Origin of the sequence: Anoxybacillus eryuanensis (assembly GCF_051200995.1) — a bacterium.
Classification (GTDB): domain Bacteria; phylum Bacillota; class Bacilli; order Bacillales; family Anoxybacillaceae; genus Anoxybacillus; species Anoxybacillus tengchongensis.
The window spans coordinates 132,518-158,157 of the sequence record NZ_JBPODS010000002.1 but is presented as its reverse complement, the minus strand read 5'-3'; the positions used below and the strand labels follow the sequence as shown (position 1 = coordinate 158,157).

Here is a 25,640-nt window from a genome sequence, read left to right as displayed (position 1 = left end):
AAAAAAAGGAGATGATCTACTTGTCTTTTCCAAACATCCCAAACATTAAACCGGACATTGACTTAGATGAAGAAGATGTGCTGTCGTTATTGCTTGCATCAATTGCGTTAGAAGAACTGAGTTTGGCTCACATTATGAATGCAGAAGCAGAAAAGTTACAAGCAGTATTAGGCACGTTGACGACAAGCGCAAGCGGGACGAAAGCACAATCGCTTCACGATTTGCTGAAAGTGAACCGTTCAGTAGAGCGAACGCTAAGGACGGTACTTAAAAACCAAATGTTATTACAATTTAAACTAGAAGATGTTAGCGATTTAATTCAGCTTCTTCATGAACAAAAGAGAAAAAAACATAAAGATAAAGCAGACTGCGATCAATAAATGAACATGCCCCCTTTATCTACAATGTTTGTGGATAAAGGGATTTTTATTTTTTGGAATTGTCATTTTATTTAAAAAAGTGTTACAATGTTTAACAAGTTCAGAAAAGATGGAGGGATTTGTTTTGCGTAGCGATATGATTAAAAAAGGATTTGACCGTGCGCCACATCGTAGTTTATTGCGCGCGGCAGGAGTAAAAGAAGAAGATTTTCATAAACCGTTTATTGCGGTCGTGAATTCGTATATTGATATTATTCCAGGTCATGTTCATTTACAAGAGTTTGGGAAAATCGTGAAAGAAGCGATTCGTGAAGCAGGTGGGGTGCCGTTTGAAATGAATACAATCGGAGTCGATGATGGCATCGCGATGGGGCATATCGGTATGCGCTATTCGTTGCCAAGCCGTGAAATTATTGCTGATTCCGTTGAAACAGTTATCTCTGCTCATTGGTTTGATGGCATGGTTTGCATTCCAAACTGTGATAAAATTACACCTGGTATGATGATGGCAGCGATGCGTTTAAATATCCCAACAATTTTCGTGAGCGGGGGACCGATGAAGGCGGGTGTCACAAGCGATGGAAAAAAAATTTCGCTTTCCTCTGTATTTGAAGGTGTCGGTGCATATCAAGCAGGGAAAATTGATGAAAGAGGATTACAGGAGTTGGAACAGTACGGCTGTCCGACTTGTGGTTCTTGTTCAGGAATGTTTACAGCCAATTCGATGAACTGTTTAGCCGAAGCACTCGGTTTAGCACTTCCTGGAAACGGTACGATTTTAGCAATTGATCCGGCACGAAAAGAATTTGTTCGTCGTTCTGCTCAACAGTTAATGTATTTAATCGAACATGATATTAAACCGCGTGATATTGTAACTGAAAAAGCTATTGACAATGCGTTTGCGCTCGACATGGCTCTTGGTGGTTCAACAAATACCGTGCTACATACGCTAGCCATTGCTAACGAAGCGGGCATTCATTATCCGCTTGAGCGCATTAATGAAGTAGCAGCCCGCGTACCGCATTTAGCGAAACTCGCACCAGCGTCCGATATGCATATTGAAGATTTGCATGAAGCGGGTGGGGTATCGGCTGTATTACATGAATTGTCGAAAAAAGAAGGTACGCTTCATTTAGATGCATTGACGGTGTCGGGAAAACCGCTCGGTGAAAACATTGCAGGGTGTGAAGTGAAAAACTATGAAGTCATTCGTCCAATTGACAATCCGTATTCAGAAACAGGTGGACTAGCTGTGTTGTTTGGTAATTTAGCGCCAGATGGTGCAATTATTAAAACAGGTGGCATTCAAGGCGGCATTACGCGCCATGAAGGACCAGCGATCGTATTTGATTCTCAAGAAGAAGCACTTGAAGGCATTGCGGCAGGAAAAGTACAACCGGGACATGTCGTCATCATTCGTTATGAAGGACCAAAAGGCGGACCGGGCATGCCAGAAATGTTAGCCCCGACATCGCAAATTGTTGGGATGGGATTAGGAACGAAAGTAGCGCTCATTACGGACGGTCGTTTCTCTGGCGCTTCCCGTGGCTTATCCATCGGACACGTATCGCCGGAAGCAGCTGAGGGTGGTCCAATCGCTTTTGTACAAAATGGGGACCACATTGTCATTGACATTGTGAAACGCACAATTGATGTCCTCGTTCCAGAAGAAGAGTGGGAAAAGCGAAAAGCGAATTGGAAAGGTTTTGAACCAAAAGTGAAAACAGGTTACTTAGCACGTTATTCAAAACTTGTAACATCCGCAAGCACGGGAGGAATTATGAAAATTTAGCGTATTTTGTCGAAAGCTTGGTCGTAAATACAAAATCAGCCTCCGTTATAATTAAAGAAGTAAAACGATGATGGGGGGAGAGAAATGAATACGCAATTCATTGCCGGTCATGCGCGATTGCCTTCAGGAATGGCGGCAAAAAGCGTATTTGATACGTTGACGATTACGGCGGAAGTAGATAAAAAGTATGGCGTCATTGTTGATGCTTCTTGTACGTTAGCCACAGAGCACGGTCGCGATTATGTGGCACGATTGTTAAAAGGTCATTCATTAAAAGATGGAATCGACGAGCCGCTTGCTCAATTACATGAAGGGTATTTAGGAAAGGCAAATCAAGCGTTATGCGCAGCATTAAAAGATTTGTATAAACAATATTGTAAACTAGAAGAAAAGATGCATACAGAAAAATAGAAGGTGCGTTGGGCACCTTCTATTTTTCTTCCCAAGCTGGGAGCATTTTTCGAAGCGGTTTGTCTTGACGATAGCCAAGGACGTACTCCGCTTGCATAATTGTATGAATTTCACGCGTCCCTTCATAAATGACTGGAGCTTTGGAGTTACGTAAATATCGTTCGACTGGATATTCATTTGAATAACCGTATGCACCGTGAATTTGTACGGCATCGTCAGCCGCTTTGTTGGCAAAGTCGCACGCCATCCATTTCGCTAGCGACGTTTCGCGCGTATTTCTTCTCCCTTTATTTTTCAAAAATCCGGCTTTATATACGAGCAAACGGCTCATTTGTAAGCCTGCTTCCATATTTGCGATCATTTGTTGTACAAGTTGATGACGACCAATTTCTTTTCCGAATGTTTTTCGTTCGTGACAATATTTCACGCTCGCCTCTAAACAAGCCATAATTAAACCGCATGCTCCAGCAGCAACAGTAAATCGTCCGTTATCGAGTGCGGACATGGCAATTTTAAATCCTTCTCCTTCTTCTCCAAGTAAATTTTCTTTTGGGACGCGCACGTTGTCGAAAAATAGCTCGCCTGTATTGCCTGCGCGAATGCCGAGTTTTCCTTTAATGGCACGCGATGAAAAACCGGGCATCGTTCGTTCGACGATAAAGGCAGAAATGCCGCGATGTTTTTTCGATTTGTCTGTGTAAGCAAAAACGATAAAATGGTCAGCGATGTCACAAAGCGAAATCCACGTTTTTTGACCGTTTAAAATGTAGTCATCTCCATCGCGCACAGCCGTTGTCGAAATAGCGGCAACATCTGAACCAGCGTTCGGTTCGGTTAATCCGAACGCGCCAATTTTTTCCCCTTTTGCTTGTGGAACAAGATATTTTTGTTTTTGTTCCTCTGTCCCCCATTGAAGTAACGTTAAACTATTGAGCCCGATATGGACAGAAACAGCGGTGCGAAATGCTGTATCCCCACGTTCTAGCTCTTCACAAACAATAGCTAACGAATTGTAATCCATCCCCATTCCACCATATTGTTCAGGGATACATACACCCATTAAGTTTAATTCCGCTAAACGCTTCAAAATGTTTGGATCAAAATAGCCTCGTTCATCCCATTCCTTAATATGAGGTAAAATTTCTTTATCAACAAATTTTCTTACGGTTTGTCTTAACATTTCTTGTTCTTGTGTGAAATCAAAGTTCATCATATTTGCTTCCTCCTTCAATAAATAAATGGTTATGTTCTCCTGCGAGCGGTGGTGCTAATCGATATGTGACCGGTGTATGTGAAAACTTTAGCGGTGTTCCGACAAGTTTTAACTCACCGACATCTGGGTGATCCATGCGAATAATCATATTGCGTGCGAGTGTCTGCGGATGTTGAAATACTTGCTCAAGCGTATGCACAGGACCACAAGGAATGCCTTTTTGTTCAAATAATCGTTGCCATTCTGCACGCGATTTCTTTTTTAATTCATCGTTTAGCCGTTGGTTGAGTTCATGACGGTGGGCGACTCGACCGGCATTTGTTTGAAACCGTTCATCTGCACCAATCGTTTGATCTTCTAATAATTCACAAAGCGCTTGAAATTGCCGATCGTTTCCGACTGCGACAACAAGCAAACCATCGCTTGCTTCATACGTTGAATACGGCACGATATTCGGATGATCGTTTCCTAACGGCTTTGGTACTTCACCCGACATTAAATAGTTCAATGCGACGTTGACAAGTGCGCTAATGGCACAGTCAAATAAACTTAAATCAATTTTTTGTCCATTCCCTGTTTTTTCCCGAGCGATGAGCGCTGCTTGTACGGCAATGGCGGCATATAAACCTGTAAAAATATCTGTAACAGCGACACCGACTTTTAACGGACCGGATTGTTCTGTACCGTTAATACTCATCCAACCGCTCATCGCTTGAATGATATAATCGTAGCCAGCTAAATGGCGATATGGACCTGTTTCACCAAATCCGGTAATGGAACAGTAAATGAGTTTCGGATTGATGGCAGAAAGATCATCATATCCAAGTCCGAGCCGTTCCATCGTCCCGGTTTTAAAATTGTGTATAATGACGTCGGCTGTTTTTGCGAGTTGACGGACCGTTTCTTTTCCGCTTTCTTCTTTTAAATTGACAGTTATGCTTCGTTTATTTCGATTGACCGCTGCATAGTAAGCGCTCATACCGTTTTGGAACGGTGGTCCCCAAAATCGTGTATCATCCGATCCACCAGGTGCTTCGACTTTAATGACATCCGCCCCAAGATCACCTAAAATCATCGTGGCATATGGACCGGCAAGAACGCGTGTTAAGTCAAGAACACGAATGCCATCTAAAGCTCCCGTCATTTGCTCACCTCCATATTTTTGTAATAAAAAAGCCAGTCCCTTCCTAAAAACATACAGGAAAGGAACTGGCATGAACGATCCGAGCGTGCCTTTCGAAAAGAAAAGTCGGTCGAATCGGAACAGTTCTTTAAGAAATAGTGAAGTTGCTACCCGAAACCAAACGGTTCGTCGTCTGGTGGGGTTAGCTACTTTCAGTATAAAGCAATATGTTTATTTTGTAAATATTTTTTATTTTAAAAATAGTTTGACAAAATAAAAAAGATTGTCTTAAAATAAAAGCAAATAAGCAAAAAACTGTGGAGCTTATTTTACTCGTCTCATCGGCGAGAAACACATAAGCACCAGCCAGTTTAGTCATTGTGTCATCACGATGATTAAACTGGCTTTTTATTTGTCGAAGGGGGAGAGATAATGTCGAATTGGATGGAACGAAGAAAAGAGGCAGTTGCGCGGGCTCCGTATAATGTGACAGAAATTTTTATTAAAGAAGCGAAGGGAGCGATCATTCGCGACATAGACGATCGCGAATACATCGACTTTGCCGGAGGAATTGGTGTACAAAACGTCGGACATTGTCATCCGAAAGTCGTCGCTGCTATCCAGCAGCAAGCAGCAGCGTTTATTCATCCATGTTTTCATGTCACACCGTATGAATCGTATGTGTTATTAGCAGAAAAATTGAATCAGTTAACACCGGGCGATTTTTCGAAAAAAACGATCTTTTTAAATAGTGGTGCAGAAGCAGTCGAAAATGCCGTGAAAATTGCAAGGAAATATACAGGGCGTCCTGCGGTTGTTTCGTTTACAGGTGGGTATCATGGACGGACGTTATTGACGATGTCGTTAACGAGTAAAGTGATGCCATATAAAAAAGGATTCGGTCCGTTCGCACCAGAAGTTTATAAATTTCCATATCCATACTATTACCGTGCAAACGGTCAAACAGCAGATGAGGTGGATGAACGACTTATTGAAGCATTGCAACAATTTTTCGTCGCTGAAGTGGCACCTGATCATGTGGCAGCAATCATTATTGAGCCTGTTCAAGGAGAAGGAGGATTTGTTGTTCCATCCGCAACATTTATGCAAGCCATTCGTCGTATTTGTGATGAACATGGCATTGTCATGATTGCGGATGAAATCCAAACGGGTTTTGCGCGAACAGGTCGCATGTTTGCGATGGAGCACTTTGGAGTAGCGCCTGATTTAATGACGTTGTCAAAGTCGATGGGGGCGGGTGTACCGATTAGTGCGGTCGTTGGTCGAAGTGAAATGATGGATGCACCAGAAGTTGGTCAGCTTGGCGGTACGTTTTCTGGAAGTCCGCTTGCATGTGCCGCAGCATTAGCCGTTTTAGATGTGATCGAAGAAGAACAGCTTATTGAGCGTGCCCGCCATTTGGGTGAAAAAATGATGACGCTTTTAACAGAAATGAAGCAGCAGTTTGACATTATTGGGGACGTACGTGGACTTGGAGCGATGTGCGCGATTGAACTTGTGACTGATCGTAATCAAAAAACGCCGGCGAAAGAACAAACGGCATATATTGTTTCTCAAGCGTGGAAGCGTGGGGCGATTTTTTTAAGTGCTGGATTGTATAGTAACGTCGTTCGCTTTTTACCACCGCTCGTCATGACGGATGAACAGTTAGAGCGTGGCTTTTCGGTTTTGCGTGACTTACTAACAGACGTGCAACAAAAGGTGGTGAAATGATGCGTGAAGTGAAAAATTATATCGATGGACAATGGATCGAAGGAAGAAATGAAATGATTGAACGCTACAATCCAGCAGACAAAACAGAGCTTATTGCGGTTGTCGCTGGTTCATCTATTCATGATGTAGATGAGGCAGTGTTGGCTGCGGTGAAAGCAAAGAAAACATGGGCGCAAACAGCGGCGCCAGAACGTGGCGCGTACTTACAAAAAGTCGCCTATTTATTTGAGCAACATGCAAATGAATTGGCACAATTGGCTACAAAAGAAATGGGGAAACGTTTTGCTGAAACGAAAGGAGAAGTGTATCGCAGCGCGGCTATTTTACGTTATTATGCCGGGGAAGGATTGCGGAAAATTGGTGAAGTTCTACCATCGTTTGATGCTAAAAACTTATTTTTTACAAAGCGTGTTCCTGTCGGTGTTGTCGCAGTCATTGCTCCGTGGAATTTTCCGCTCGCCATTCCGGTCTGGAAAATCGCTCCTGCTCTCGTTTACGGTAATACGGTCGTATTTAAGCCTGCGCTAGAAGCAAGTGCGACTGGCGCTCGCATTGTTGAATTGTTTGCAGAAGCAGGGCTACCTCCAGGTGTTTTAAACTTAGTTGTTGGTCGCGGTAGTTCCATCGGCGATGCGATTGTTGAGCATGATGGGGTTGATGCGATTACGTTTACTGGTTCGAATGCGATTGGTAGTGAGATTGCGAAAAAAGCGGCAGCTCGTGGGGCGAAATATCAACTTGAGCTCGGTGGGAAAAATCCAGCCATCGTTTTAAGTGATGCAGATGTCGATTTTGCTGCTCGACTTGTCGTGGAAGGAGCAATGAAACAAACTGGACAACGTTGTACAGCAACGAGTCGGGTATTTGTTGAAAAAGAAGTCATGGACGTATTTCGAGAACGTGTGATTGAACATGTGAAACGCATTCGTGTCGGCAATGGGATGAATGATCAAGTGACGATGGGACCGGTTGTTTCGAAAGGACAATTTGAAACCGTTCAGCGCTATATCCATATTGGAAAACAAGAAGGGCGGTTGCTTGTTGGAGGAGGTGCTAGCGATGATATAGGTTGGTATATTGAGCCAACTGTATTTGACTCTGTTTCTCATCACGCTACCATCGCGAGAGAAGAAATATTTGGACCTGTGTTGTCAATTGTAGAAGCAGCATCTATTGATGAAGCGATTAACATGGCAAACGACAGCATTTACGGTTTAAGCGCTTCATTATTTACAAATAACTTATCGAAAGCGCTTTACTTTATTGAACATATCGAAGCGGGCATGGTGCAAGTGAACGGTGAAACAGGAGGTGCAGAACCGCAAGCCCCGTTTGGCGGGATGAAGCAATCAAGCTCAGGTACGCGTGAACAAGGGCAAGCGGCCATTGAGTTTTTTACAGCGTATCAAACGATTTCTATTCGACCGCATCCAAAAATGTGAAAGGGGGACATGTGATGGATCAACAGTTTCACAAAGTACTAACGAAACTCGATGTGTTGTTATTGGCATTTGGTGCGATGATCGGTTGGGGATGGGTTGTACTCTCAGGTACGTGGATCACGAGTGCAGGTGCACTCGGGGCTATCATCGCCTTTTTAATTGGGGGAATTCTCGTTATTTTTGTCGGTTTAACGTATGCGGAGTTATCATCAGCTATGCCGAAAGTAGGGGGGGAACATTATTTCGTTTTGCGTGCTCTCGGTCCTAAAGCTTCGTTTATCGCTGCCTGGGCCATTGCCCTTGGTTATTTATCGGTTGTAGCGTTTGAAGCCGTTGCGCTTCCAACCGTTATTGAATATTTATTTCCAACATTTAAATTTGGTTACCTTTGGACGATTGCGGGGTGGGAGGTAAACGCCTCGTGGGTGATGGTTGGTATGCTCGGTTCCGTCATTATTACGTGGATCAACTATCGTGGCGTAAAAAGTGCCGCTTTCTTACAAGTTGTATTAACGTTTGTCATTTTTCTTGTTGGTATGGCACTTTTAGGTGGTTCGCTTGTAAACGGAGAAACAGCAAATTTGCAGCCGTTATTTAAAGACGGTTCCGCTGGCTTGCTCGCTGTGTTGGTGATGACACCATTTATGTTTGTCGGCTTTGACGTTATTCCTCAAACAGCGGAGGAAATGAAAATCCCACAACGGTCTATTGGGAAACTTCTTATTTTGTCCGTCGCTCTAGCTGTTTTGTTTTATGTCGCCGTTGTGTTTGCGGTATCTTACATTTTACCAGACGATGTGTTAACAAATTCATCTCTTCCAACAGCGGATGCAATGGCAGCTGCATTAGGTAGTTCGTTTTTTTCAAAAGTGCTTATTATCGGCGGATTAGCAGGTATTTTGACAAGCTGGAATGCATTTATTATCGGGGGAAGTCGCGTACTCTACGCGATGGCGAAAGAAGAATTTCTTCCACAATGGTTTGCCCACATGCACCCAATATACAAAACACCATCAAACGCAGTTTTATTCATTGGAACGCTCGCCACGTTTGCTCCTCTACTTGGCAGACCAATGCTCGTTTGGCTTGTAGATGCGGGAGGTTTTTCGATCATCATCGCCTATTTCCTCGTTGCTTGGTCATTTATCGCGTTGCGTCAAAAAGAACCAAATATGCCACGGCCATTCCAAGTGGGGAAATCGCCAGCTGTTGGTTGGATTGCACTCGTGTTGTCGATCGGATTTATTGTTTTATACATGCCAGGTATGCCATCGCAGCTCGTTTGGCCGTATGAGTGGCTCATATTTATTGGATGGTGGGTTATTGGTGCATTTTTTATCGGACGAATAAAGAAAAAAGTGATGGAACGAACAGAACATGTACATCGAATGTAGAGGGGCGAATATGCGCCTCTTTTTGTTTGCAAGGTCATAAAACAAATTCATTTGTGTATACATGATACAAAAAGAAAGGAGGGCTTGCGGTGAATGCAGCTGAGGTGATCATTCAATGTTTGAAAAGCGAGGACATTTCTCACGTTTTTTGCGTGCCAGGGGAAAGTTATTTGCCGATTCTTGATGCCCTTTTTTCTGAACAGATGATCGAGCTCATTTCTGCTCGTCATGAAGGCGGAGCTGCCTTTATGGCAGAAGGATATGCGAAGGCAAGCGGAAAAGTTGGTGTCGTCATGGCAACGAGAGCGGTAGGGGCGACGAATGCTGCCATCGGTATTCATACAGCGAAGCAAGATTCAACGCCGATGGTTGTATTATTAGGACAAGTTGCACGATCGTTTCGGGGACGTGAAGGATTTCAAGAGGTAGATGTTGAAGCGTTTTTTCGCCCGCTAGCAAAATGGGCGGTAGAAATTGACGAAGCAAAAAGATTACCAGAATTGCTAACAAGGGCGTTTCGAATCGCACAAACAGGGAGACCTGGTCCAGTTGTCGTTTCGCTTCCTGAAGATATTCTTCATGAACAAATTCATGATGTCAAATTTTCTAAAACATTTGTTCCAAAACCAGCACCAAACGAAGAAGACGTTGGGCGTATCGAGCAACTGCTACAGTCAGCAAAACGTCCAGTTGTCATTGCCGGTGGAGGGGTTATACGTTCAAAAGCTACCGATGTTCTTCGTTTGTTCGCTGAAAAATGGTCGCTTCCAGTTATGGCGTCTTTTCGTCGGCATGATGTATTTCCAAACGATCATTCGCTGTATGTTGGTCATCTCGGTTTAGGAACGCATCGAGTGATTATTGAAACAGTTGAACAAGCCGATGTTGTTTTAGCAATCGGTACACGGTTATCAGAAGTGACGACACAAGATTATAAGTTATTATCAACGCAACAACTCATCCATATCGACATTGATTACGATGTTATCGGTGTGACATATTCCCCACACATTGGAATTGTTTCTGATGCGAAAGAAGTTTTACAGCGATTGCTTACCATTAAGCTTCAACCAACTTGGGCGGCGTGGACAAAAGAACGACGAAAAGCGTATGAACACGTATCATCGCTTCCACCTGTTAAACGTAACATAAATGAGAGTGTCATTGATGACATCCAACACCTTCTCCCCTCAAACTCGATTATTACAAATGATGCTGGCAATTTCGCAAGTTGGCTTCATTCATTTTTTCAATTTCAGCAACATACATATATTGGACCAACGTCAGGAGCGATGGGTTATGGACTACCCGCAGCCATTGGTGCAAAATTAGCTCATCCGCATCGTTCGGTCATTTCGTTGAGTGGGGATGGTGGGTTTATGATGACGATGCAAGAACTAGAAACGGCCGTTCGATACAACATTCCTATCATTAGTATCGTATTTAACAATCAAATGTATGGAACGATTCGTATGTACCAAGAGCTCCGTTACCCAAACCGCGTCATCGGAACAGACTTAAGCAATATATCGTTCGCAAACGTAGCATATAGCCTCGGAGCTGATGGTATACGTGTAGAAAGCGGAGAACAATTTTCACATGCGCTCACCAAGGCACTTCAAAGCAATAAGCCGACTGTCATCGAAGTGATAACAGATCGGCACGTATTATCGCCATTTTTAACAGTTGAACAAGTGAGAGGAGGAAAACAATGAAAGTATTAAACTATATTGATGGACGATGGATGCCGTCTATAAGTGAGCAGTTTGTTCCAATTATTAATCCAGCTAATGGTGAAAGTATTGGAGAAGTGACGATCTCAAATGAGCAAGATGTGGAACAGGCGGTGTTGGCGGCGAAACGGGCACAGAAAACATGGGCATTCGTTCCTGCACCGAAGCGTGCTGAAGTGCTTTATAAAGTCGGTATGTTGCTACAGGAACGGAAAGAACAAATTGCTCGCCTATTAACGATGGAAATGGGAAAGGTCATTGAAGAAGCGCGTGGTGAAGTGCAGGAAGGGATTGATATGGCGTTTTACATGGCAGGAGAAGGTAGACGGTTATTTGGTGATACGACTCCGTCAGAGTTGCCGAATAAATTTGCGATGAGCGTTCGCGCCCCGATTGGCGTCGTCGGTTTAATTACTCCGTGGAACTTTCCAATTGCGATCGCAACGTGGAAGTCGTTTCCTGCCATCGTTGCCGGAAATGCAGTCGTTTGGAAACCCGCGCTTGAAACACCAATGATGGCACAGCAACTTGCGCAAATATTCGAGCAGGCCGGATTACCAAATGGTGTATTCAATGTTGTACATGGACGCGGTTCTATTGTTGGCGAAGCGGTTGTTAAACATCCAAATGTCAAAGTGATTTCGTTTACAGGATCCAATGAAGTCGGAAGACGAATTGCCGAAACGTGCGGCCGTCAGTTGAAAAAAGTATCGCTTGAAATGGGTGGGAAAAACGCCATTATCGTCATGGACGATGCTGATATCTCACTTGCTGTGGAGGCGATCATATGGAGCGCTTTTGGTACGTCTGGGCAACGCTGTACTGCATGCAGTCGAATTATCGTTCATGAACGTGTGAAACAACAATTGGAAGAACGTTTACTCGCGGCGATGAACACATTAACGGTTGGAAACGGCCTAGAGGAAGGAGTGAAAGTTGGACCAGTCATTAATCAAGAGGCATTGCAAAAAATTCATCATTACGTTCAAATCGGGAAAAACGAAGGAGCAACGTTGCTTGCAGGAGGCTATATCATGCAAGGTGATCAGTATAAAGGCGGGTTTTATTATGCCCCAACATTGTTTACAAACGTCACACCAACAATGACTATTGCACGTGAAGAAATTTTCGGTCCAGTCGCATCGATCATATGTGTTCGCAGTTTAGAAGAAGCGATTGAAGTCAATAACAGCGTTGATTATGGACTTTCGAGTGCCATTTTTACACGTGATATTCACCGAGCTTTTACAGCGATGCGCGATTTCGATACAGGAATTGTATACGTTAACGCGGGAACGACAGGGGCAGAAATCCACTTGCCGTTCGGTGGAACGAAAGGAACAGGGAATGGGCATCGTGATTCAGGTGTAGCTGCACTTGATGTGTTTACGGAGTGGAAAAGCATTTACGTTGACTATAGTGGTAAATTACAACGTGCACAAATTGATGTGTGAGGAGGTTGAAAGATGAATGTCATTGTTCTTGGGGCAGGTTTAATGGGGAAAGAAGCTGTACGCGATTTAATTGAACAGCAAGCGGTGTCATCGGTGACGCTTGCTGATGTCGATGAGGAGAAAGCAAAAGCCGTTCAACGTTCGTTGGCATCAGAAAAAGTGAAAGTGAAGCGAGTGAATGCAGCGAATGATCAAGAACTGCAGGCTGCGATGCATGGGCATGATGTGGCCATCAATGCACTGTTTTATACGTTTAACGAAAAGGTAGCGAAAGCGGCCATTGAAACGGGTGTACACGCCGTAGACTTAGGTGGCCATATCGGACATGTGACCGACCGGGTTCTCGCTTTACATGAGCAAGCAAAACGAGCAGGAGTCACGTTAATTCCCGATTTAGGCGTTGCTCCAGGGATGATTAATATTTTAACAGGATATGGAGCAAGTAAACTTGATCGCGTTCATACTATTAAATTATATGTTGGTGGCATTCCTCTTCGGCCAGAGCCACCACTTGGATACAATCACGTCTTTTCCCTTGAAGGTTTGCTTGATCATTACACCGATCCTTCGTTTATTATTCGTGATGGGCAAAAACAACAAGTGCCGTCTTTATCAGAAGTTGAAACGATTTATTTTGAACGTTTCGGACCGCTTGAAGCGTTTCATACATCAGGAGGAACATCAACGTTGCCGCGTTCCTACCCGAATGTAAAATGTTTAGAATATAAAACCATTCGCTATCCAGGTCATGCGGAAAAATTTCAACTCCTTGTTGATTTACAACTAACACATCGCGATTATGAAGTGGAGGTAGACGGGATAGTCGTACGTCCACGCGATGTATTATTGAAAGTGCTCACACCGCTTTTGGAGTTAAAAGAAAAAGACGATGTTGTTTTATTGCGTGTCGTTGTAGCAGGGGAAAAAGACGGGAAAGAAAGAACGTATGAATACGAAATGGTGACAGAAAAAGATCGCCACAAACATGTGACGGCCATGGCACGTTCCACTGCATATACCATTTCTGTCGTTGCACAAATGATTGGAGACGGAACGATTCAAAAGCGCGGGGCATACCCACCTGAGCAAATCGTTCCGGGCGATCGCTATATTGAAGAAATGGTTCGTCGCGGCGTCGTTATTCGTTCGACTGTTCGCTGAGATTGTGAACAAAATAGTAAATTTTCTGATTATTATGACGGATGGTTTATGAATTATGCTAGAATATTCATACATCAAGTGGATATGGAGGTGAACATATGCTACATATTGTAGCTTGTATTAAGCAAGTACCAGATACGAAAATTATTAAAATGAATCCGAAAACGAACACGATGGACCGTGGGAGCGCTCCTGCCATTTTGAATCCGTATGATGCTCATGCGGTAGAAGAGGCTGTTCGTTTAAAAAAGAAATATGGCGGAACCGTTTCTGTCTTAACGATGGGTCCTCCACCAGCAGTAAAAGCCATTAAAAAATGTGTTGAGCTTGGAGCAGATGAAGGGTATATGATCTCCGACCGAGCATTTGCCGGAGCAGATACGCTCGCTACAAGCTATGCATTGACAAAAGCGCTTGAAAAAATCGCAAAACAGCGTCCGATTGACCTCATTATTTGTGGAAAAATGACGATTGACGGAGATACAGGACAAGTCGGGCCAGGCATTGCACGTCGTTTAAATATTCCTCCTCTCACTGGCGTAAACAAAGTTGTTGAAGTAAATAAAGAAAAAGGGTATGCGATTGTTCATCGCAAACTAGAAGATGGATATGAAGTGGTGAAATCGCAGTTACCTTGTTTGTTTACCGTAGAAAAAGACATCAACGACATCTCCTTTGCACCTTTGCCAAACATGATTAAAGCCGCACGATATCAACCAACGATTTGGACAGCAGACGACTTAGAAAATGTTGACCGCAAACAACTAGGACTAAAAGGATCTCCAACGATTGTTTCAAAAGTATGGGCACCGCCAAAACCGGAAGGTGGAAAAATATTAACAGGAACAAAAGAACAACAAGTGAGCGAACTTCTATCTATTGTACTTGAGAAAAAAGAGCTTTTTTCATAGGGGGAGTAGCGATGAATTTTGATAATTACCGGGGGATATGGATATACATTGAAGTGAAAGACGGACACGTTGCGCCTGTATCGTTAGAGCTGTTAGGAGCAGGACGTGCGCTTGCAGATAAACGGAAAACAGAACTCGCTGGTGTTTTAATTGGTAGTGGTGTAAAAACAATTGCACCAACGCTTTTTCAATACGGTGCGGATGTTATATATGTATATGACGATCCGATTTTTGAGCATTACCGAACAGAACCATATATGCGCGCATTACTAGATTGTTGTCATAAACATAAACCTGAAGTTATTTTATATGGAGCAACGCCATCTGGAAAAGATTTAGCAAGCGCCATCGCTACCGATTTACCGACAGGCTTAACGGCCGACACAACGATACTCGATATTGAGGAAGACACCGGGCTATTATTGGCGAGCCGTCCTGCGTTTGGCGGAAACATTATGGCGACAATTTTATGTAAAAAATATCGTCCGCAAATGGCAACCGTTCGTCCAAAAGTAATGAAAGCGCTACCGCCAGATCCGTCGAGAACAGGAAAAATAGTGGAAGAACACATTGAATTACGCGAAGAAGAGATGCGGACGAAAGTATTAGAGATTGTAAGAGAGGCAACGAAAAAAGCGAGAATTGATGAAGCGGATATTATTGTTGCTGGCGGAAAAGGCATGGGCAGCAAAGAAGGATTCCAACTCATTCACCAACTAGCCGAAGTGCTTGGCGGTGCAGTTGGGGCGAGCCGTGATGTCGTCGAGGCAGGGTGGATTGACCATCATCACCAAGTCGGGCAAACCGGCGTAACAGTGACGCCGAAAATTTATTTTGCGATCGGCATTTCGGGTGCCATTCAACACGTCGTCGGTATGCAAAATTCCGACCTCATTATCGCCATCAATAAAGACCCGAACGCACCGATTTTCCAATCATGTCATTACGGCATTGTTGGCGATGCGTTTGAAATCGTTCCGCTGTTAATCGAACGATTCAAAGAAGAAATTCCGAAGCTAAAAGCAGCTGCCGATGTGAAGGAGGAGATCCGCCATGTCTGAAAAATTTGATTGTATTGTCGTTGGCGCAGGCCCAGCTGGGACGGCTTGTGCCTATGAACTAGCAAAAGCTGGAGTAAACGTGTTGCTTCTAGAACGTGGCGAGTATCCAGGGGCGAAAAACGTTATGGGCGGCGTATTGTACCGCAAAATGATGGAAGATATTATTCCCGAGTTTTATAAAGAAGCGCCGTTAGAACGCCCGATTGTTGAGCAACGGTTTATGATGATGGATAAACAATCGGCCGTCACGTTTAGCTATAAAGGGTTAGAATGGGGGCGTGAGCCGTACAATAATTTTACCGTATTGCGTGCGAAATTTGACCAATGGTTTGCGGAAAAAGCAGTCGAACAAGGAGCGCTTCTTGTATGTGAGACGGTAGCGGTCGAATGTATTGTCGAAAACGGCCGCGTCGTTGGCGTCCGTACGGACCGGCCAGATGGGGATATTTATGCCGATGTCGTCGTGTTAGCGGATGGCGTCAACTCGTTGCTTGCGAAGCAGCTCGGCTTCCATCGTGAATGGCGGCCAGATGAAGTCGCTTTAGCGACGATGGAAATTTTAAAATTAGATAAAAATATTATTGAAGATCGATTTAATCTTGAAGCGAATCAAGGCTGTACGATTGAAATTTTTGGCGATGCAACAAAAGGGATTTTAGGAACGGGATTTTTATATACGAATAAAGACACGCTTAGTATCGGCGTTGGTACACTTTTATCCGGATTAATTAAGCATAAAATCAAGCCTTATGAACTGCTTGAATATGTAAAAAATCACCCAATGATTCGCCCGTACATTCAAGGTAGTGAACCGGTGGAATATTTAGCGCATTTAATTCCAGAAGGCGGCTATCATTCGATTCCGAAAGTGGCAGGAAACGGAGTGCTTGTCGTTGGAGATGCGGCACAGCTTGTCAATGCAATTCATCGCGAAGGTTCCAACATGGCGATGACGTCCGGTCGGTTAGCGGCAGAAACAATCATCATGGCAAAAGAACGAAACGACTTTTCCGAAAGCATGCTTGACCAATACCGAATGAAGCTCATGGAAAGCTTTATCGGGCAAGATTTGAAAAAATATAAAGACGCGACGCATCATTTTGAGAGATTCCCACAATATTTTGAACAATATATCCCGATGATGAACCGCGCAGCAAGCCAAATGTTTACAGTGGACGGTGCGTCAAAATGGGAAAAACAGAAAAAAATTTGGCATGATCTCGGCTCGACAAAGCAGAAGTTTAAACTGGTGCGCGATATGATGAAAGCGTGGAAGGTGATGAAATGATGAAGGCGCAAACGATTGAAGAAAAGCAATATTTAGTCCGTTTTAACGCGGATACGAAATCGCATCTTCACGTGCTTGATGACAACATTTGTTTAACGAAATGCCCCGATAAAATTTGTACAATTTTTTGCCCAGCAGCTGTTTATAAATGGGAAGAAGTTCGGATGCACGTTGGCTATGAAGGCTGTCATGAGTGCGGCAGCTGTCGCATCGGCTGTCCGCACGAAAACATTCGCTGGGAATATCCACGCGGCGGTCATGGCATCGTCTTCCGTCTAGGGTGATGTGCATGGTTCAAGTCGGAGATTGCGTCGTATTTATGCGTGATGGTGTGCGTGGTATCGTACTTGAAGTTGACGATCACTCGTGCCACGTTTTATGGGAAGACTATGTTGTTAGCTGGGAGAAAAAAGAGCTATTGAAGGTTGATAAAGAACTAACGAAAAAACAAACGATTCGCGTTTCTTCTAACATCAGCCACCCTTTATCTTAGGGTGGTTTTTTGTTTCTTTATATACAATTTATTCTAAAAAAGGGGTTGACAGATATTATTATTATTAACCCGTGGTGTTAGTTGAGTGGAAGAGTTCAACTAGTACCACGAGTTTAATTAAATAGTCCTATTTTGCTAGAAAGGGGGTGGTTAGGTTGAAAAAGATTATTTTACTGATACTATCGTTGGTTCTAGTAATTTCCTTTTATGTTTCAAAGAATTTTTTTAAAACTGATAATTTCAAAACACATGCCAGTAGTGCTAATGATGGAGGGGAAAAATCAAACCATCTAAGGCTGATAGATAACTCACGAAGAAAATTAAATGATATGCAGTTACTGATGAGTACTAAAAAACAAGTTATTCCCTGGGGAGCAAATAGTATAGGTATCAATAAACTGCAGGTTAAGCAGGAGCTTGTCTCAAAAGTTAAGGTTGCAATTTTAGATAGTGGTATTAACAGAGAACATGAGGATCTTAAAGGAAAAGTAGTAAAGGAGTTTAATGCAATCAATCCAGGTCAACCTCTGTATGATACATATGGTCACGGAACAGCTATTGCAGGTATTATAGCTGCTAGTGATAACGAGATTGGCATTCGAGGAGTTTCTCCTAACGTAGAAATATATTCAGTAAAAGTTCTGGATGATAAAGGGCGTGGAAATGTTAGAGACTTAGTAAGAGGAATCAAATGGTGCATTGATAATAAAGTACAGGTAATGAATATTAGTTTTGGCATGTCATTGGATAATCCAGAACTGCGGAAAGCAATTGAAACTGCTATTAACTCTGGCATAATCGTTGTAGCTGCTGCAGGAAATAATTATGGGGGAAAGACAGATTATCCTGCTAATTATAAAGATGTTATTTCTGTAACAGCAGTAAATAGTAATTATAAAATGGCCAGTTTTTCAGCACGGGGAAAGATTGATTTTTCTGCTCCAGGTGTAGATATTCTAACCACGTCCAATAATGGCGGCTATGGCATGTATAGCGGAACTTCCTTAGCAGCGGCCTATGTAACAGGAATTGTTGCTATTATTTTAGAGGAACCAGAGCAATTTGGAATATCTAAACTTAAAAAGAATAAAAAGTTTTCATCTGAAGTGATAGATATTTTAAGAAGATATTCTATAAAAATAGGAAATAAAACATATTATGGGAACGGATTTGTAAAATTATCATAAAAAGGTGAGATATGAATGTTTAAATTTAAACGGGTTATATCCATTCCATTGACTTTAATTCTTCTTATTGGAATAATACCAGTAAGTAGTAACGTATTAGCAGATGAGATAACAGACACCTCGACACAAACGGGTGTAGTAAATGAAGAAAATATTACAGTTGTACAAAATAACGAGAAAACATTAGAGATTCAGAGTGAAGTTTCAACTGATATTGACAACGTAATAGAAGGGACTAGTGATGTTGCAACAGATGCTACTGATGATGGGCATGCCACTGTCTCTCTGTCTATGGATAAAGATACGAGGGAATTTACAGTGAAATCTGTAGAAACAGATTCTGAAGGAAACCAAGTAGAGAAAGAATACAAGGTAGATGTACAACAGGCTACAGAATATGGAATAGTCGCCACTTTTACAGATATGAATACAGGTGAAAAATACGAAATAAATACAAATGAATTGCATGCATCTTTTGCATTCCTGATTCCAATCGCTGTAGTTGTAGGTGAAGCTCTATTAGAACATTTAATTGCTCTTGGTCTTGCATTTGTGATAGCAGGGGTAACTTATACTTTAGCATCTGAGATAGTTCCAACATTACGAAATAAGAATTATGACCATTATGCAGCCTATCTAAAAACAAAGGAAGGAGTATATATTGGTAATCCTATCTCTTTGAGTGAAGCAATAAGCAGGTTGAATGGAAAAGATTTCGAAACTAATAACGTTTGGTCAAAAACAAGTGGATTAGCAAAAAAAGTAGCTAAGGAGGCTGGTGGTGGTAGAGAGCCAGTTTTTGACTCACCACATGGATCTTATCCTAAATTTTTACCTCATTTCCACAAATGGAATCGTTCTGGAGGTCATTCATTCTATTCGTACTAAAAACGGGGGGATATGATGATTCTATCATTTAATGATTTTGATGAACTTGAAGCTCATAAAAAATACAAACAATTGAACCTTCCTAAATTTAATCTAAACCAAATTGATAATATTCTAAAAACTAAATATAATGCTGAAGAAGTGGATATTAAATTATTTCCAGAACTACAAAATGATCCTTATTTTAATTCTTCTCATGTGACAAAATGTTATGCTATACACGATCCAGAAGTTTTAAAAAATTTGTTCAGTGAGGAAGAGAAAAAAGATCATTTAGAATTTATGAGATTGAATGGAGTGCTTAATAAGAAGGTAGATCATTCAGTAGTTGAAGATCGATTACATGCTATAGGTCAAGGAAGTTTACTCTATATATTTTTTCAAAGCCCTGACGGAACATACCTAGGCTCGTTTCTCTCGACTCATGGACAATGTGAAAAGATATCTCATGAATTAATTGTGTTCAAAGGAATAGCCCCTGAAAACTGTGTCATCGGAAACATAGATTACAAGCTATATCTTTTTTCCCTTGTCAAAGCAGGATATATTGATATGTAATTGATATGTAACTGTAGTTGAGCAATTTTCATGACAATAATTATTATGTGAAAAAGGCAAACAGGGTACCCCCTATGCCACATGGAGCTGTTTTTCACGGTATCAATAGGAATATTTTGTTTTGCTGCGCTGTAAATGAACTCCACAAGACTTTGCCCTTTTCTCTTGCGCAGGATGTCGTTGTGCCTGTTACCTGTCGAACTTTGATGAGACATGAACCTCCTTGTGAGTAGTTGTGGCACATCTATTCTAACCAAGGAATCGGGTTCATGTCTTCTTTTTTGTTTGTTTGTAAATTTATGTTAGTAAATTTGTTCATCTACAGTTATTTAGTGTAAATAGTTGCACTGAACTTGACGGTGAGCGTAATCCTTTAGAGATAAAAAAAGTTTTTACTCCACTTGACAAATACTGTATCATTCATTGTGTTATTTCGCATGTTGAAAAAACTGATAGATTTGTTGAAATGATATGGTATCATCCACATGGAGAAGCAGTTTTTAGGATTAAGATAGAACTTGATCAGAAAAAAGATACAAAAAGTATTTTCAATTGTAGATTTTTCTTTTTTTCTTCATTTGGATAAACCAGATGGTATTTGGAAAATTCGTATCATGCCCTTCAATCTAGAGTACGATTTAGAAATAAAAACATTTGGTTTTCGAGTTAATGGTGTTTTATCTACTTATGACTTCAAAGTATGAAAGAGGAAATATCATGAAAAAAAGTTACATTGCTTTCTTTGCATTTCTTATGTGTCTTTTGTACATGAGTTGGTCTAAAGAGAGTTGGAAAGGAATTTTACTTCTTTTATTAAAAGGTATTGTTATTTTTGTCGTTGTTTACGGTGTCGTATTTGTTATTGTATGGTCAATTATGAAGTTAGTTCGTTTTTTAAAAAGACGTCTGCAATAAATTATACCTTGGACAAAATATGTTTGAACGTTTCAGCCATCCTATATGGGGTGGTTTTTTGTTATACTTGTTTCATCGATACATAGAAAGGACAACGAAGATGGAACGAGGACATTTGTTATTAATTGACGGGATGGCGTTATTGTTTCGATCGTTTTATGCGACAGCACCACGTTGGATGATCAATAGCCGTGGCGTGCCGACGAACGCGGTATATGGGGTAGTGAAACAAATCGAAGCAGCAACAAATGCATTTCAGCCGACGCATGTCATTTGTTGTTGGGATATGGGAAGCACGACGTTTCGCACCGAATGGTTTCCAGATTATAAGGCGAATCGAGGCGAGCCGCCGCATGAATTAATGCCGCAGTTTGATTTGGCGAAAGAAGCGGTTGCGATGCTAGGTATTCCGAATATCGGCGTACTTGGTGCCGAAGCGGACGATTGCATCGGCTCGCTTGTAAAGCAATATCGTGATGAGATGGGCATTTCGATTGTAACCGGAGACCGCGATTTGTTTCAGCTTCTTTCAGAGCGTGTCACTGTCTATTTGTTGGCAAAAGGCATCGGCAACTACGAGGCGTATACGCTCGGACGCTTTATTGAAGAAAAACGGATTCAACCACAGCAGCTCGTCGATGTGAAGGCGCTTATGGGCGATGCAAGCGACAATTACCCAGGCGTGCGCGGCATCGGCGAAAAACAAGCGTTTAAACTCATTCAACAATACGGCTCGATTGAAGGAATTTTGGCAAACGTAGCGAACTTAACGAAAGCCCAGCAACAAAAAATAACTGAACATCTCGACTTGCTTCATTTGTCGCGAAAACTTGCGGTCATCCATTGCGATATTCCGATTTCCTTACGATTGGAAGAAGCGAAATGGGAGGGAGAGCGCAAGCGGTTTGCGGAAGTATTAGAAGCGATTCGGTAGGACGAAGTATAGGAGGATATGTATGTTAGTGGGAGGAACAACAAGTGGATTGTTTCATTGTCGCAGAAAAAGCCGGACGTTGAACAATAAAAAAGTGCTAACGAATGTAGACGAGTCTACATTAAGGGCATTAGATTTAGAGTCTTTTCCTATCATTGATGATTTTGAAATTTTAATAACGGCTAAGAGTAACAAAACATGGGGAAAACATATTTACTTTTATAGCGCAAAACGAAATGAAATTGTTACTACATTTCCATGGTGGGATTTTGCAGAGGAATTTTTGGGGATGTGGGATGAACATGATATTCCGATCGGCACAATTGATCGCCCTTTTTTTGACCTCGAGCAAGGTTGGCATATTATTATTTTCGAAAAGCGTGACTATGTGTATATTTTAGAAGGTGATGAGTTTTGTAGCGAGCATAATAAAATTCACACATGGTATCGAGTCCCGAAAGATGTGTATTATGAACAGTGGAAAAAGTTGTTGAATATGTTTTAACCAGCCCCATATAGAGGCTGGTTTTTATTTACGAACTTGCCCATTTCCATACACGAGCGTTTTTGTTGTCGTGATGGCGCGCAAGCCCATTGGGCCGCGGGCGTGCAGTTTTTGCGTGCTAATGCCGATTTCCGCGCCGTACCCGAATTGTTCGCCGTCGGTGAAACGGGTAGAGGCGTTATGGTACAATACAGCGGCATCGACGCGCGCGAAAAACTGCTCTACATGTTCATTGCATTCGGAAATAATCGCTTCCGAATGTTTCGTGCCGTAGCGTTCAATATGCTCAATGGCTTCATCGACTGTTTTGACGAGCTTCACCGCTAAAATTGGGGCTAAAAATTCGGTCGCCCAGTCTTCTTCTTTTGCCTCACAGACGAACGGGTATGTAGCCGCAAGCTGTTTGTCGGCACGCAATTCGACCCCTTTTCCGTGCAACGTTTCAAGCAATTCTTTTGTATATGACCACTTTTCGTGAATCAATACTGTTTCGACCGCGTTGCATACGGACGGGCGTTGCAGTTTGGCGTTTATGACAATATCGATCGCCATTTCTTTTTCAGCAGAGTCGTCAATGAAAATATGACAATTGCCGACCCCTGTTTCTAATACAGGAATCGTGGCGTTTTCGACGACGGATTGAATGAGACCAGCGCCGCCGCGTGGGATGAGAACGTCTACATATTCTTTTAAGCGAAACATATGTTGTGCCGTTTCGCGACTCGTATCTTCTAGTAGTTGAATCGCGTCAACTGGAACAGAAGACCGTTTTAACGCTTGTTGCATAACGGAAACAAGCGCTTTATTTGAGTGAATAGCGGAAGAACTGCCGCGTAACAAGACGGCATTTCCCGTTTTTAAGCAAAGACTAGCTGCATCGACTGTCACATTTGGCCGCGCTTCGTACACTATGCCGACAACACCAAGCGGTACGCGAATTTGTTTCAATCGTAGTCCGTTTGGTCGCGTCCATTGTTCGATCGTTTCTCCAATCGGATCTGGCAAGTTGATAACTTGGCGAACGCCATCAGCCATTTGATGAATGCGTTCTTCGGTAAGTTGCAACCGGTCAAGCAAGGAAGGAGAGAGCCCGTTTTCTTTTCCGAGCGCCATATCTTTTTCGTTTTCTTGTAAAATGTACGGCATTTGCGCAATTAGCGCTTCCGCGATCATTGAAAGCGCCTCGTTTTTTTCTTCCGTCGATAAAATCGCTAAACGTTTCGCGGCTTGTTTCAACTTTTTTGCTTTTGTTAGTAATTCACTCATCCGTTTTCGCTCCTTTCGTTTTTAGCGGACAGACGTCCTTTTTAAGCAAACTAAATGATCACGATGAATAACTTCTGGACGGTGATGAAAAGAATATTGTTTTGCTTGTTCACTTGCCATTCCTTTTACTTTTTGTAAGTCGTCTGCTGCATAATATACTTGCCCTCTAGCAATCACATCGCCTTTTTGATTGACGACGTTGACGACATCGAGCGCTTGAAATGAGCCAAACACATTGGTCACCCCAGCAGGCAACAAACTTTTTCCTTTATGCAAAAGGGCGCTTTCTGCTCCTTCATCAATTTCAATTGCTCCAGCCACTTTTGAGTGATAGGCAATCCATTGCTTCCGTGTTTGCATATGTCCGTGAAAAGGAGTGCCGATATACGTTCCGTCACCTTTTCCTTCTAAAATATGTTTGAGCTTTTCTTTTCCTTTCCCGGTGCCGATAAAGACGCTGACGCCGAAAGAAAGTGCCTTTTGCGCCGCAAGTAGCTTCGATTTCATTCCGCCTGTTCCAACCGTTGACCCGCTTCCGCCTGCTTGTTCCATCAGTTCGTCAGTAATTTCGGAGAGAAAATGATATTTTTTTGCTTCTGGGTGGCTCGGGTGTTGGTCATATAGCCCGTTAATGTCCGTTAAAATGATTAAGGCATCGGCATGTAAAAAACCGCTCACCAAGGCGGATAATAAATCATTATCCCCAAATGTCAACTCTTCGACAGAGACTGAGTCATTTTCGTTAATAATTGGAAGAACCCCGCGGTCAAGTAGTGTAGAAATTGTTGCAAACAAATTGCGAAATCGCTCGCGGTCGTAAAAATCTGCGCGTGTTAACAACAATTGCCCAGTAACGATATGAAACGAACGAAAGGAAGAAATGTAGCTTTGCATGAGCATTCCTTGCCCAACAGCTGCGGCTGCTTGCTTTCCCGCCATTGTTTTCGGGCGGGAACGATATCCGAGCAACCCAAATCCAGCGGCGACCGCTCCGGAAGAAATGAGAATGACATCGTGCCCAAGCTGTTTCATATACGCCAGTGCTTCGACATGTTCACGAAGCTTTTGCTCCGAAAGCGTTCCGTTTTTTTCAGTTAATGAGCTACTGCCAATTTTGACGACGATTCGCTTTTTTTTCACCATTTCACTCCTTTACTGCAAAATAAAAAACGCTTCCCCGCCCTTGTAGAAAAGGACGGAAAAACGTTATTTCCGCGGTACCACCTTTTTTGACGCAATGCGCCCACCTCTTACCCTGTAACGTAGGGGAGACGGCTTATGTTTGCATAAGCGGCCGTATAGGGTAGGTTCAACCGACTTTCCGTGAGGAACCTTCCAGCCTATGAGTTCCACTCTCTTGCACGTTCCATCGGTTTACTCGTCCCGTACCTCGTTCCATATATACCTTTTTTCAGAATTATGAAACAAAATAACGAAGATGTCAACGGATTTTACGACTGTTTAGACAAAAGACGGAGTTTACGCTCATGTTGAAGTGTTTTAGAAGAAAGTAGATCGACAGTTTCTTGCGTGTCGGTTAGTTCATCGCGTAGTTGATCAACTTTTTCGTTTAGTTGCTCAAACTGCTTGTCCATTTCTTGTTTAAGATCGTCAATTTTCGCTTCTAATTTGCTTTCTACGCCTCGAATTTCCGAGCGAAGCTGTTGCCCCATTTCCTGCATTTCAGTACGGAGTTGATTGCCCATTTCCTGCATTTCAGTACGGAGTTGATTGCCCATTTCCTGCATTTCAGTACGGAGTTGATTGCCCATTTCCTGCATTTCAGTACGGAGTTGA

General features: G+C 42.5%; 25 protein-coding genes. 20 read left to right on the top strand and 5 right to left on the bottom strand.

Annotated elements, in window-relative coordinates:
- The first annotated feature begins 20 nt into the window (after positions 1–20).
- From HNQ84_RS03290 to HNQ84_RS03280, 3 genes are all read left to right on the top strand, one after another.
- A complete protein-coding gene (locus HNQ84_RS03290) occupies positions 21–380 on the top strand; it encodes an alpha-helical endospore appendage domain-containing protein (RefSeq protein ID WP_183242236.1) in 360 nt (119 codons plus the stop codon).
- A gap of 109 nt (positions 381–489) precedes the next feature.
- On the top strand, positions 490–2,172 hold the full coding sequence (gene ilvD, locus HNQ84_RS03285; RefSeq protein ID WP_435621160.1) for a dihydroxy-acid dehydratase: 1,683 nt from the start codon (positions 490–492) through the stop codon (positions 2,170–2,172).
- An 84-nt stretch (positions 2,173–2,256) separates the two neighbouring features.
- On the top strand, positions 2,257–2,583 hold the full coding sequence (locus HNQ84_RS03280; RefSeq protein ID WP_032101467.1) for a DUF3870 domain-containing protein: 327 nt from the start codon (positions 2,257–2,259) through the stop codon (positions 2,581–2,583).
- Between the two features lie 19 nt (positions 2,584–2,602).
- Here the strand turns inward: HNQ84_RS03280 and HNQ84_RS03275 are convergent, their stop codons facing one another.
- Both HNQ84_RS03275 and HNQ84_RS03270 read right to left on the bottom strand, forming a co-directional pair.
- Positions 2,603–3,796 (bottom strand): acyl-CoA dehydrogenase family protein, encoded by a 1,194-nt coding sequence (locus HNQ84_RS03275; RefSeq protein ID WP_035019864.1) that lies wholly within the window; start codon positions 3,794–3,796, stop codon positions 2,603–2,605.
- A complete protein-coding gene (locus HNQ84_RS03270) occupies positions 3,783–4,940 on the bottom strand; it encodes a CaiB/BaiF CoA transferase family protein (protein ID WP_435621159.1) in 1,158 nt (385 codons plus the stop codon). The genes HNQ84_RS03275 and HNQ84_RS03270 overlap by 14 nt, the downstream gene beginning before the upstream one ends.
- A gap of 411 nt (positions 4,941–5,351) precedes the next feature.
- Here HNQ84_RS03270 and gabT point away from each other — a divergent pair, with 411 nt between their 5' ends.
- From gabT to HNQ84_RS03185, 17 genes are all read left to right on the top strand, one after another.
- The gene (gene gabT / locus HNQ84_RS03265; protein ID WP_435621158.1) at positions 5,352–6,653 is read left to right on the top strand and encodes a 4-aminobutyrate--2-oxoglutarate transaminase; all 1,302 of its coding nucleotides are present in this window, start codon (positions 5,352–5,354) and stop codon (positions 6,651–6,653) included.
- Positions 6,653–8,095 (top strand): aldehyde dehydrogenase family protein, encoded by a 1,443-nt coding sequence (locus HNQ84_RS03260; protein WP_435621157.1) that lies wholly within the window; start codon positions 6,653–6,655, stop codon positions 8,093–8,095. Before gabT ends, HNQ84_RS03260 begins: the two co-directional genes overlap by 1 nt.
- Positions 8,096–8,109: 14 nt before the next feature.
- Positions 8,110–9,489, top strand: coding sequence for an APC family permease (locus tag HNQ84_RS03255; RefSeq protein ID WP_435621156.1), 1,380 nt, complete (start codon positions 8,110–8,112; stop codon positions 9,487–9,489).
- An 89-nt stretch (positions 9,490–9,578) separates the two neighbouring features.
- Positions 9,579–11,204, top strand: coding sequence for a thiamine pyrophosphate-binding protein (locus tag HNQ84_RS03250; RefSeq protein WP_435621155.1), 1,626 nt, complete (start codon positions 9,579–9,581; stop codon positions 11,202–11,204).
- Positions 11,201–12,676: an aldehyde dehydrogenase family protein gene (locus HNQ84_RS03245; RefSeq protein WP_435621154.1), complete on the top strand. Its 1,476-nt coding sequence runs from the start codon at positions 11,201–11,203 to the stop codon at positions 12,674–12,676. The genes HNQ84_RS03250 and HNQ84_RS03245 overlap by 4 nt, the downstream gene beginning before the upstream one ends.
- A 12-nt stretch (positions 12,677–12,688) precedes the next feature.
- Positions 12,689–13,837 carry a saccharopine dehydrogenase family protein gene (locus HNQ84_RS03240; protein ID WP_435621153.1) on the top strand — a complete coding sequence of 383 codons (1,149 nt, stop codon included), beginning with the start codon at positions 12,689–12,691 and terminating at the stop codon, positions 13,835–13,837.
- A gap of 98 nt (positions 13,838–13,935) precedes the next feature.
- The gene (locus tag HNQ84_RS03235) at positions 13,936–14,748 is read left to right on the top strand and encodes an electron transfer flavoprotein subunit beta/FixA family protein (RefSeq protein WP_435621152.1); all 813 of its coding nucleotides are present in this window, start codon (positions 13,936–13,938) and stop codon (positions 14,746–14,748) included.
- Positions 14,749–14,759: 11 nt separating this feature from the next.
- Positions 14,760–15,809 (top strand): electron transfer flavoprotein subunit alpha/FixB family protein, encoded by a 1,050-nt coding sequence (locus HNQ84_RS03230; protein WP_435621151.1) that lies wholly within the window; start codon positions 14,760–14,762, stop codon positions 15,807–15,809.
- Positions 15,802–17,097 (top strand): FAD-dependent oxidoreductase, encoded by a 1,296-nt coding sequence (locus HNQ84_RS03225; protein WP_435621150.1) that lies wholly within the window; start codon positions 15,802–15,804, stop codon positions 17,095–17,097. Before HNQ84_RS03230 ends, HNQ84_RS03225 begins: the two co-directional genes overlap by 8 nt.
- Positions 17,094–17,381, top strand: a complete 288-nt coding sequence (locus tag HNQ84_RS03220; RefSeq protein ID WP_041638309.1) for a ferredoxin family protein — start codon at positions 17,094–17,096, stop codon at positions 17,379–17,381. Before HNQ84_RS03225 ends, HNQ84_RS03220 begins: the two co-directional genes overlap by 4 nt.
- A gap of 5 nt (positions 17,382–17,386) precedes the next feature.
- Entirely contained in the window at positions 17,387–17,590 is a 204-nt protein-coding gene (locus HNQ84_RS03215; protein WP_435621149.1) for a hypothetical protein, read from the top strand.
- Positions 17,591–17,736: 146 nt separating this feature from the next.
- Positions 17,737–18,777 carry a S8 family peptidase gene (locus HNQ84_RS03210; RefSeq protein WP_435621148.1) on the top strand — a complete coding sequence of 347 codons (1,041 nt, stop codon included), beginning with the start codon at positions 17,737–17,739 and terminating at the stop codon, positions 18,775–18,777.
- A 15-nt stretch (positions 18,778–18,792) separates the two neighbouring features.
- Positions 18,793–19,665 (top strand): SAR2788 family putative toxin, encoded by an 873-nt coding sequence (locus tag HNQ84_RS03205; protein WP_435621147.1) that lies wholly within the window; start codon positions 18,793–18,795, stop codon positions 19,663–19,665.
- Between the two features lie 15 nt (positions 19,666–19,680).
- Positions 19,681–20,223 (top strand): hypothetical protein, encoded by a 543-nt coding sequence (locus HNQ84_RS03200; protein ID WP_429633090.1) that lies wholly within the window; start codon positions 19,681–19,683, stop codon positions 20,221–20,223.
- Positions 20,224–20,940: 717 nt separating this feature from the next.
- Positions 20,941–21,138 carry a hypothetical protein gene (locus HNQ84_RS03195; RefSeq protein ID WP_183248175.1) on the top strand — a complete coding sequence of 66 codons (198 nt, stop codon included), beginning with the start codon at positions 20,941–20,943 and terminating at the stop codon, positions 21,136–21,138.
- Positions 21,139–21,238: 100 nt separating this feature from the next.
- The gene (locus tag HNQ84_RS03190) at positions 21,239–22,072 is read left to right on the top strand and encodes a 5'-3' exonuclease (RefSeq protein ID WP_435621146.1); all 834 of its coding nucleotides are present in this window, start codon (positions 21,239–21,241) and stop codon (positions 22,070–22,072) included.
- 22 nt (positions 22,073–22,094) lie between these two features.
- Complete coding sequence (locus HNQ84_RS03185; protein ID WP_435621145.1) at positions 22,095–22,577, top strand: hypothetical protein; 483 nt, start codon at positions 22,095–22,097, stop codon at positions 22,575–22,577.
- Positions 22,578–22,601: 24 nt separating this feature from the next.
- On the opposite strand, the gene HNQ84_RS03180 is transcribed toward HNQ84_RS03185, so the two are convergent.
- The 3 genes from HNQ84_RS03180 to HNQ84_RS03170 form a co-directional block, all read right to left on the bottom strand.
- Positions 22,602–23,843, bottom strand: coding sequence for a glutamate-5-semialdehyde dehydrogenase (locus tag HNQ84_RS03180; RefSeq protein WP_435621144.1), 1,242 nt, complete (start codon positions 23,841–23,843; stop codon positions 22,602–22,604).
- A 21-nt stretch (positions 23,844–23,864) separates the two neighbouring features.
- Complete coding sequence (gene proB / locus HNQ84_RS03175) at positions 23,865–24,983, bottom strand: glutamate 5-kinase (RefSeq protein ID WP_435621143.1); 1,119 nt, start codon at positions 24,981–24,983, stop codon at positions 23,865–23,867.
- A 311-nt stretch (positions 24,984–25,294) separates the two neighbouring features.
- On the bottom strand, positions 25,295–25,640 hold a 346-nt coding region (locus HNQ84_RS03170), incomplete at its 5' end, for a DUF1640 domain-containing protein (protein WP_435621142.1).

What these genes read in the sequence shown, in the direction of transcription:
- ilvD (WP_435621160.1), top strand. Translation starts at nt 490, where the DNA reads ATGGAGGGATTTGTTTTGCGTAGCGATATGATTAAAAAAGGATTTGAC.
- HNQ84_RS03280 (WP_032101467.1), top strand. Translation starts at nt 2,257, where the DNA reads ATGAATACGCAATTCATTGCCGGTCATGCGCGATTGCCTTCAGGAATG.
- HNQ84_RS03275 (WP_035019864.1), bottom strand. Translation starts at nt 3,796, where the DNA reads ATGATGAACTTTGATTTCACACAAGAACAAGAAATGTTAAGACAAACC.
- HNQ84_RS03270 (WP_435621159.1), bottom strand. Translation starts at nt 4,940, where the DNA reads ATGACGGGAGCTTTAGATGGCATTCGTGTTCTTGACTTAACACGCGTT.
- gabT (WP_435621158.1), top strand. Translation starts at nt 5,352, where the DNA reads ATGTCGAATTGGATGGAACGAAGAAAAGAGGCAGTTGCGCGGGCTCCG.
- HNQ84_RS03260 (WP_435621157.1), top strand. Translation starts at nt 6,653, where the DNA reads ATGCGTGAAGTGAAAAATTATATCGATGGACAATGGATCGAAGGAAGA.
- HNQ84_RS03255 (WP_435621156.1), top strand. Translation starts at nt 8,110, where the DNA reads ATGGATCAACAGTTTCACAAAGTACTAACGAAACTCGATGTGTTGTTA.
- HNQ84_RS03245 (WP_435621154.1), top strand. Translation starts at nt 11,201, where the DNA reads ATGAAAGTATTAAACTATATTGATGGACGATGGATGCCGTCTATAAGT.
- HNQ84_RS03240 (WP_435621153.1), top strand. Translation starts at nt 12,689, where the DNA reads ATGAATGTCATTGTTCTTGGGGCAGGTTTAATGGGGAAAGAAGCTGTA.
- HNQ84_RS03235 (WP_435621152.1), top strand. Translation starts at nt 13,936, where the DNA reads ATGCTACATATTGTAGCTTGTATTAAGCAAGTACCAGATACGAAAATT.
- HNQ84_RS03230 (WP_435621151.1), top strand. Translation starts at nt 14,760, where the DNA reads ATGAATTTTGATAATTACCGGGGGATATGGATATACATTGAAGTGAAA.
- HNQ84_RS03225 (WP_435621150.1), top strand. Translation starts at nt 15,802, where the DNA reads ATGTCTGAAAAATTTGATTGTATTGTCGTTGGCGCAGGCCCAGCTGGG.
- HNQ84_RS03220 (WP_041638309.1), top strand. Translation starts at nt 17,094, where the DNA reads ATGATGAAGGCGCAAACGATTGAAGAAAAGCAATATTTAGTCCGTTTT.
- HNQ84_RS03215 (WP_435621149.1), top strand. Translation starts at nt 17,387, where the DNA reads ATGGTTCAAGTCGGAGATTGCGTCGTATTTATGCGTGATGGTGTGCGT.
- HNQ84_RS03205 (WP_435621147.1), top strand. Translation starts at nt 18,793, where the DNA reads ATGTTTAAATTTAAACGGGTTATATCCATTCCATTGACTTTAATTCTT.
- HNQ84_RS03200 (WP_429633090.1), top strand. Translation starts at nt 19,681, where the DNA reads ATGATTCTATCATTTAATGATTTTGATGAACTTGAAGCTCATAAAAAA.
- HNQ84_RS03195 (WP_183248175.1), top strand. Translation starts at nt 20,941, where the DNA reads ATGAAAAAAAGTTACATTGCTTTCTTTGCATTTCTTATGTGTCTTTTG.
- HNQ84_RS03190 (WP_435621146.1), top strand. Translation starts at nt 21,239, where the DNA reads ATGGAACGAGGACATTTGTTATTAATTGACGGGATGGCGTTATTGTTT.
- HNQ84_RS03185 (WP_435621145.1), top strand. Translation starts at nt 22,095, where the DNA reads ATGTTAGTGGGAGGAACAACAAGTGGATTGTTTCATTGTCGCAGAAAA.
- HNQ84_RS03180 (WP_435621144.1), bottom strand. Translation starts at nt 23,843, where the DNA reads ATGAGTGAATTACTAACAAAAGCAAAAAAGTTGAAACAAGCCGCGAAA.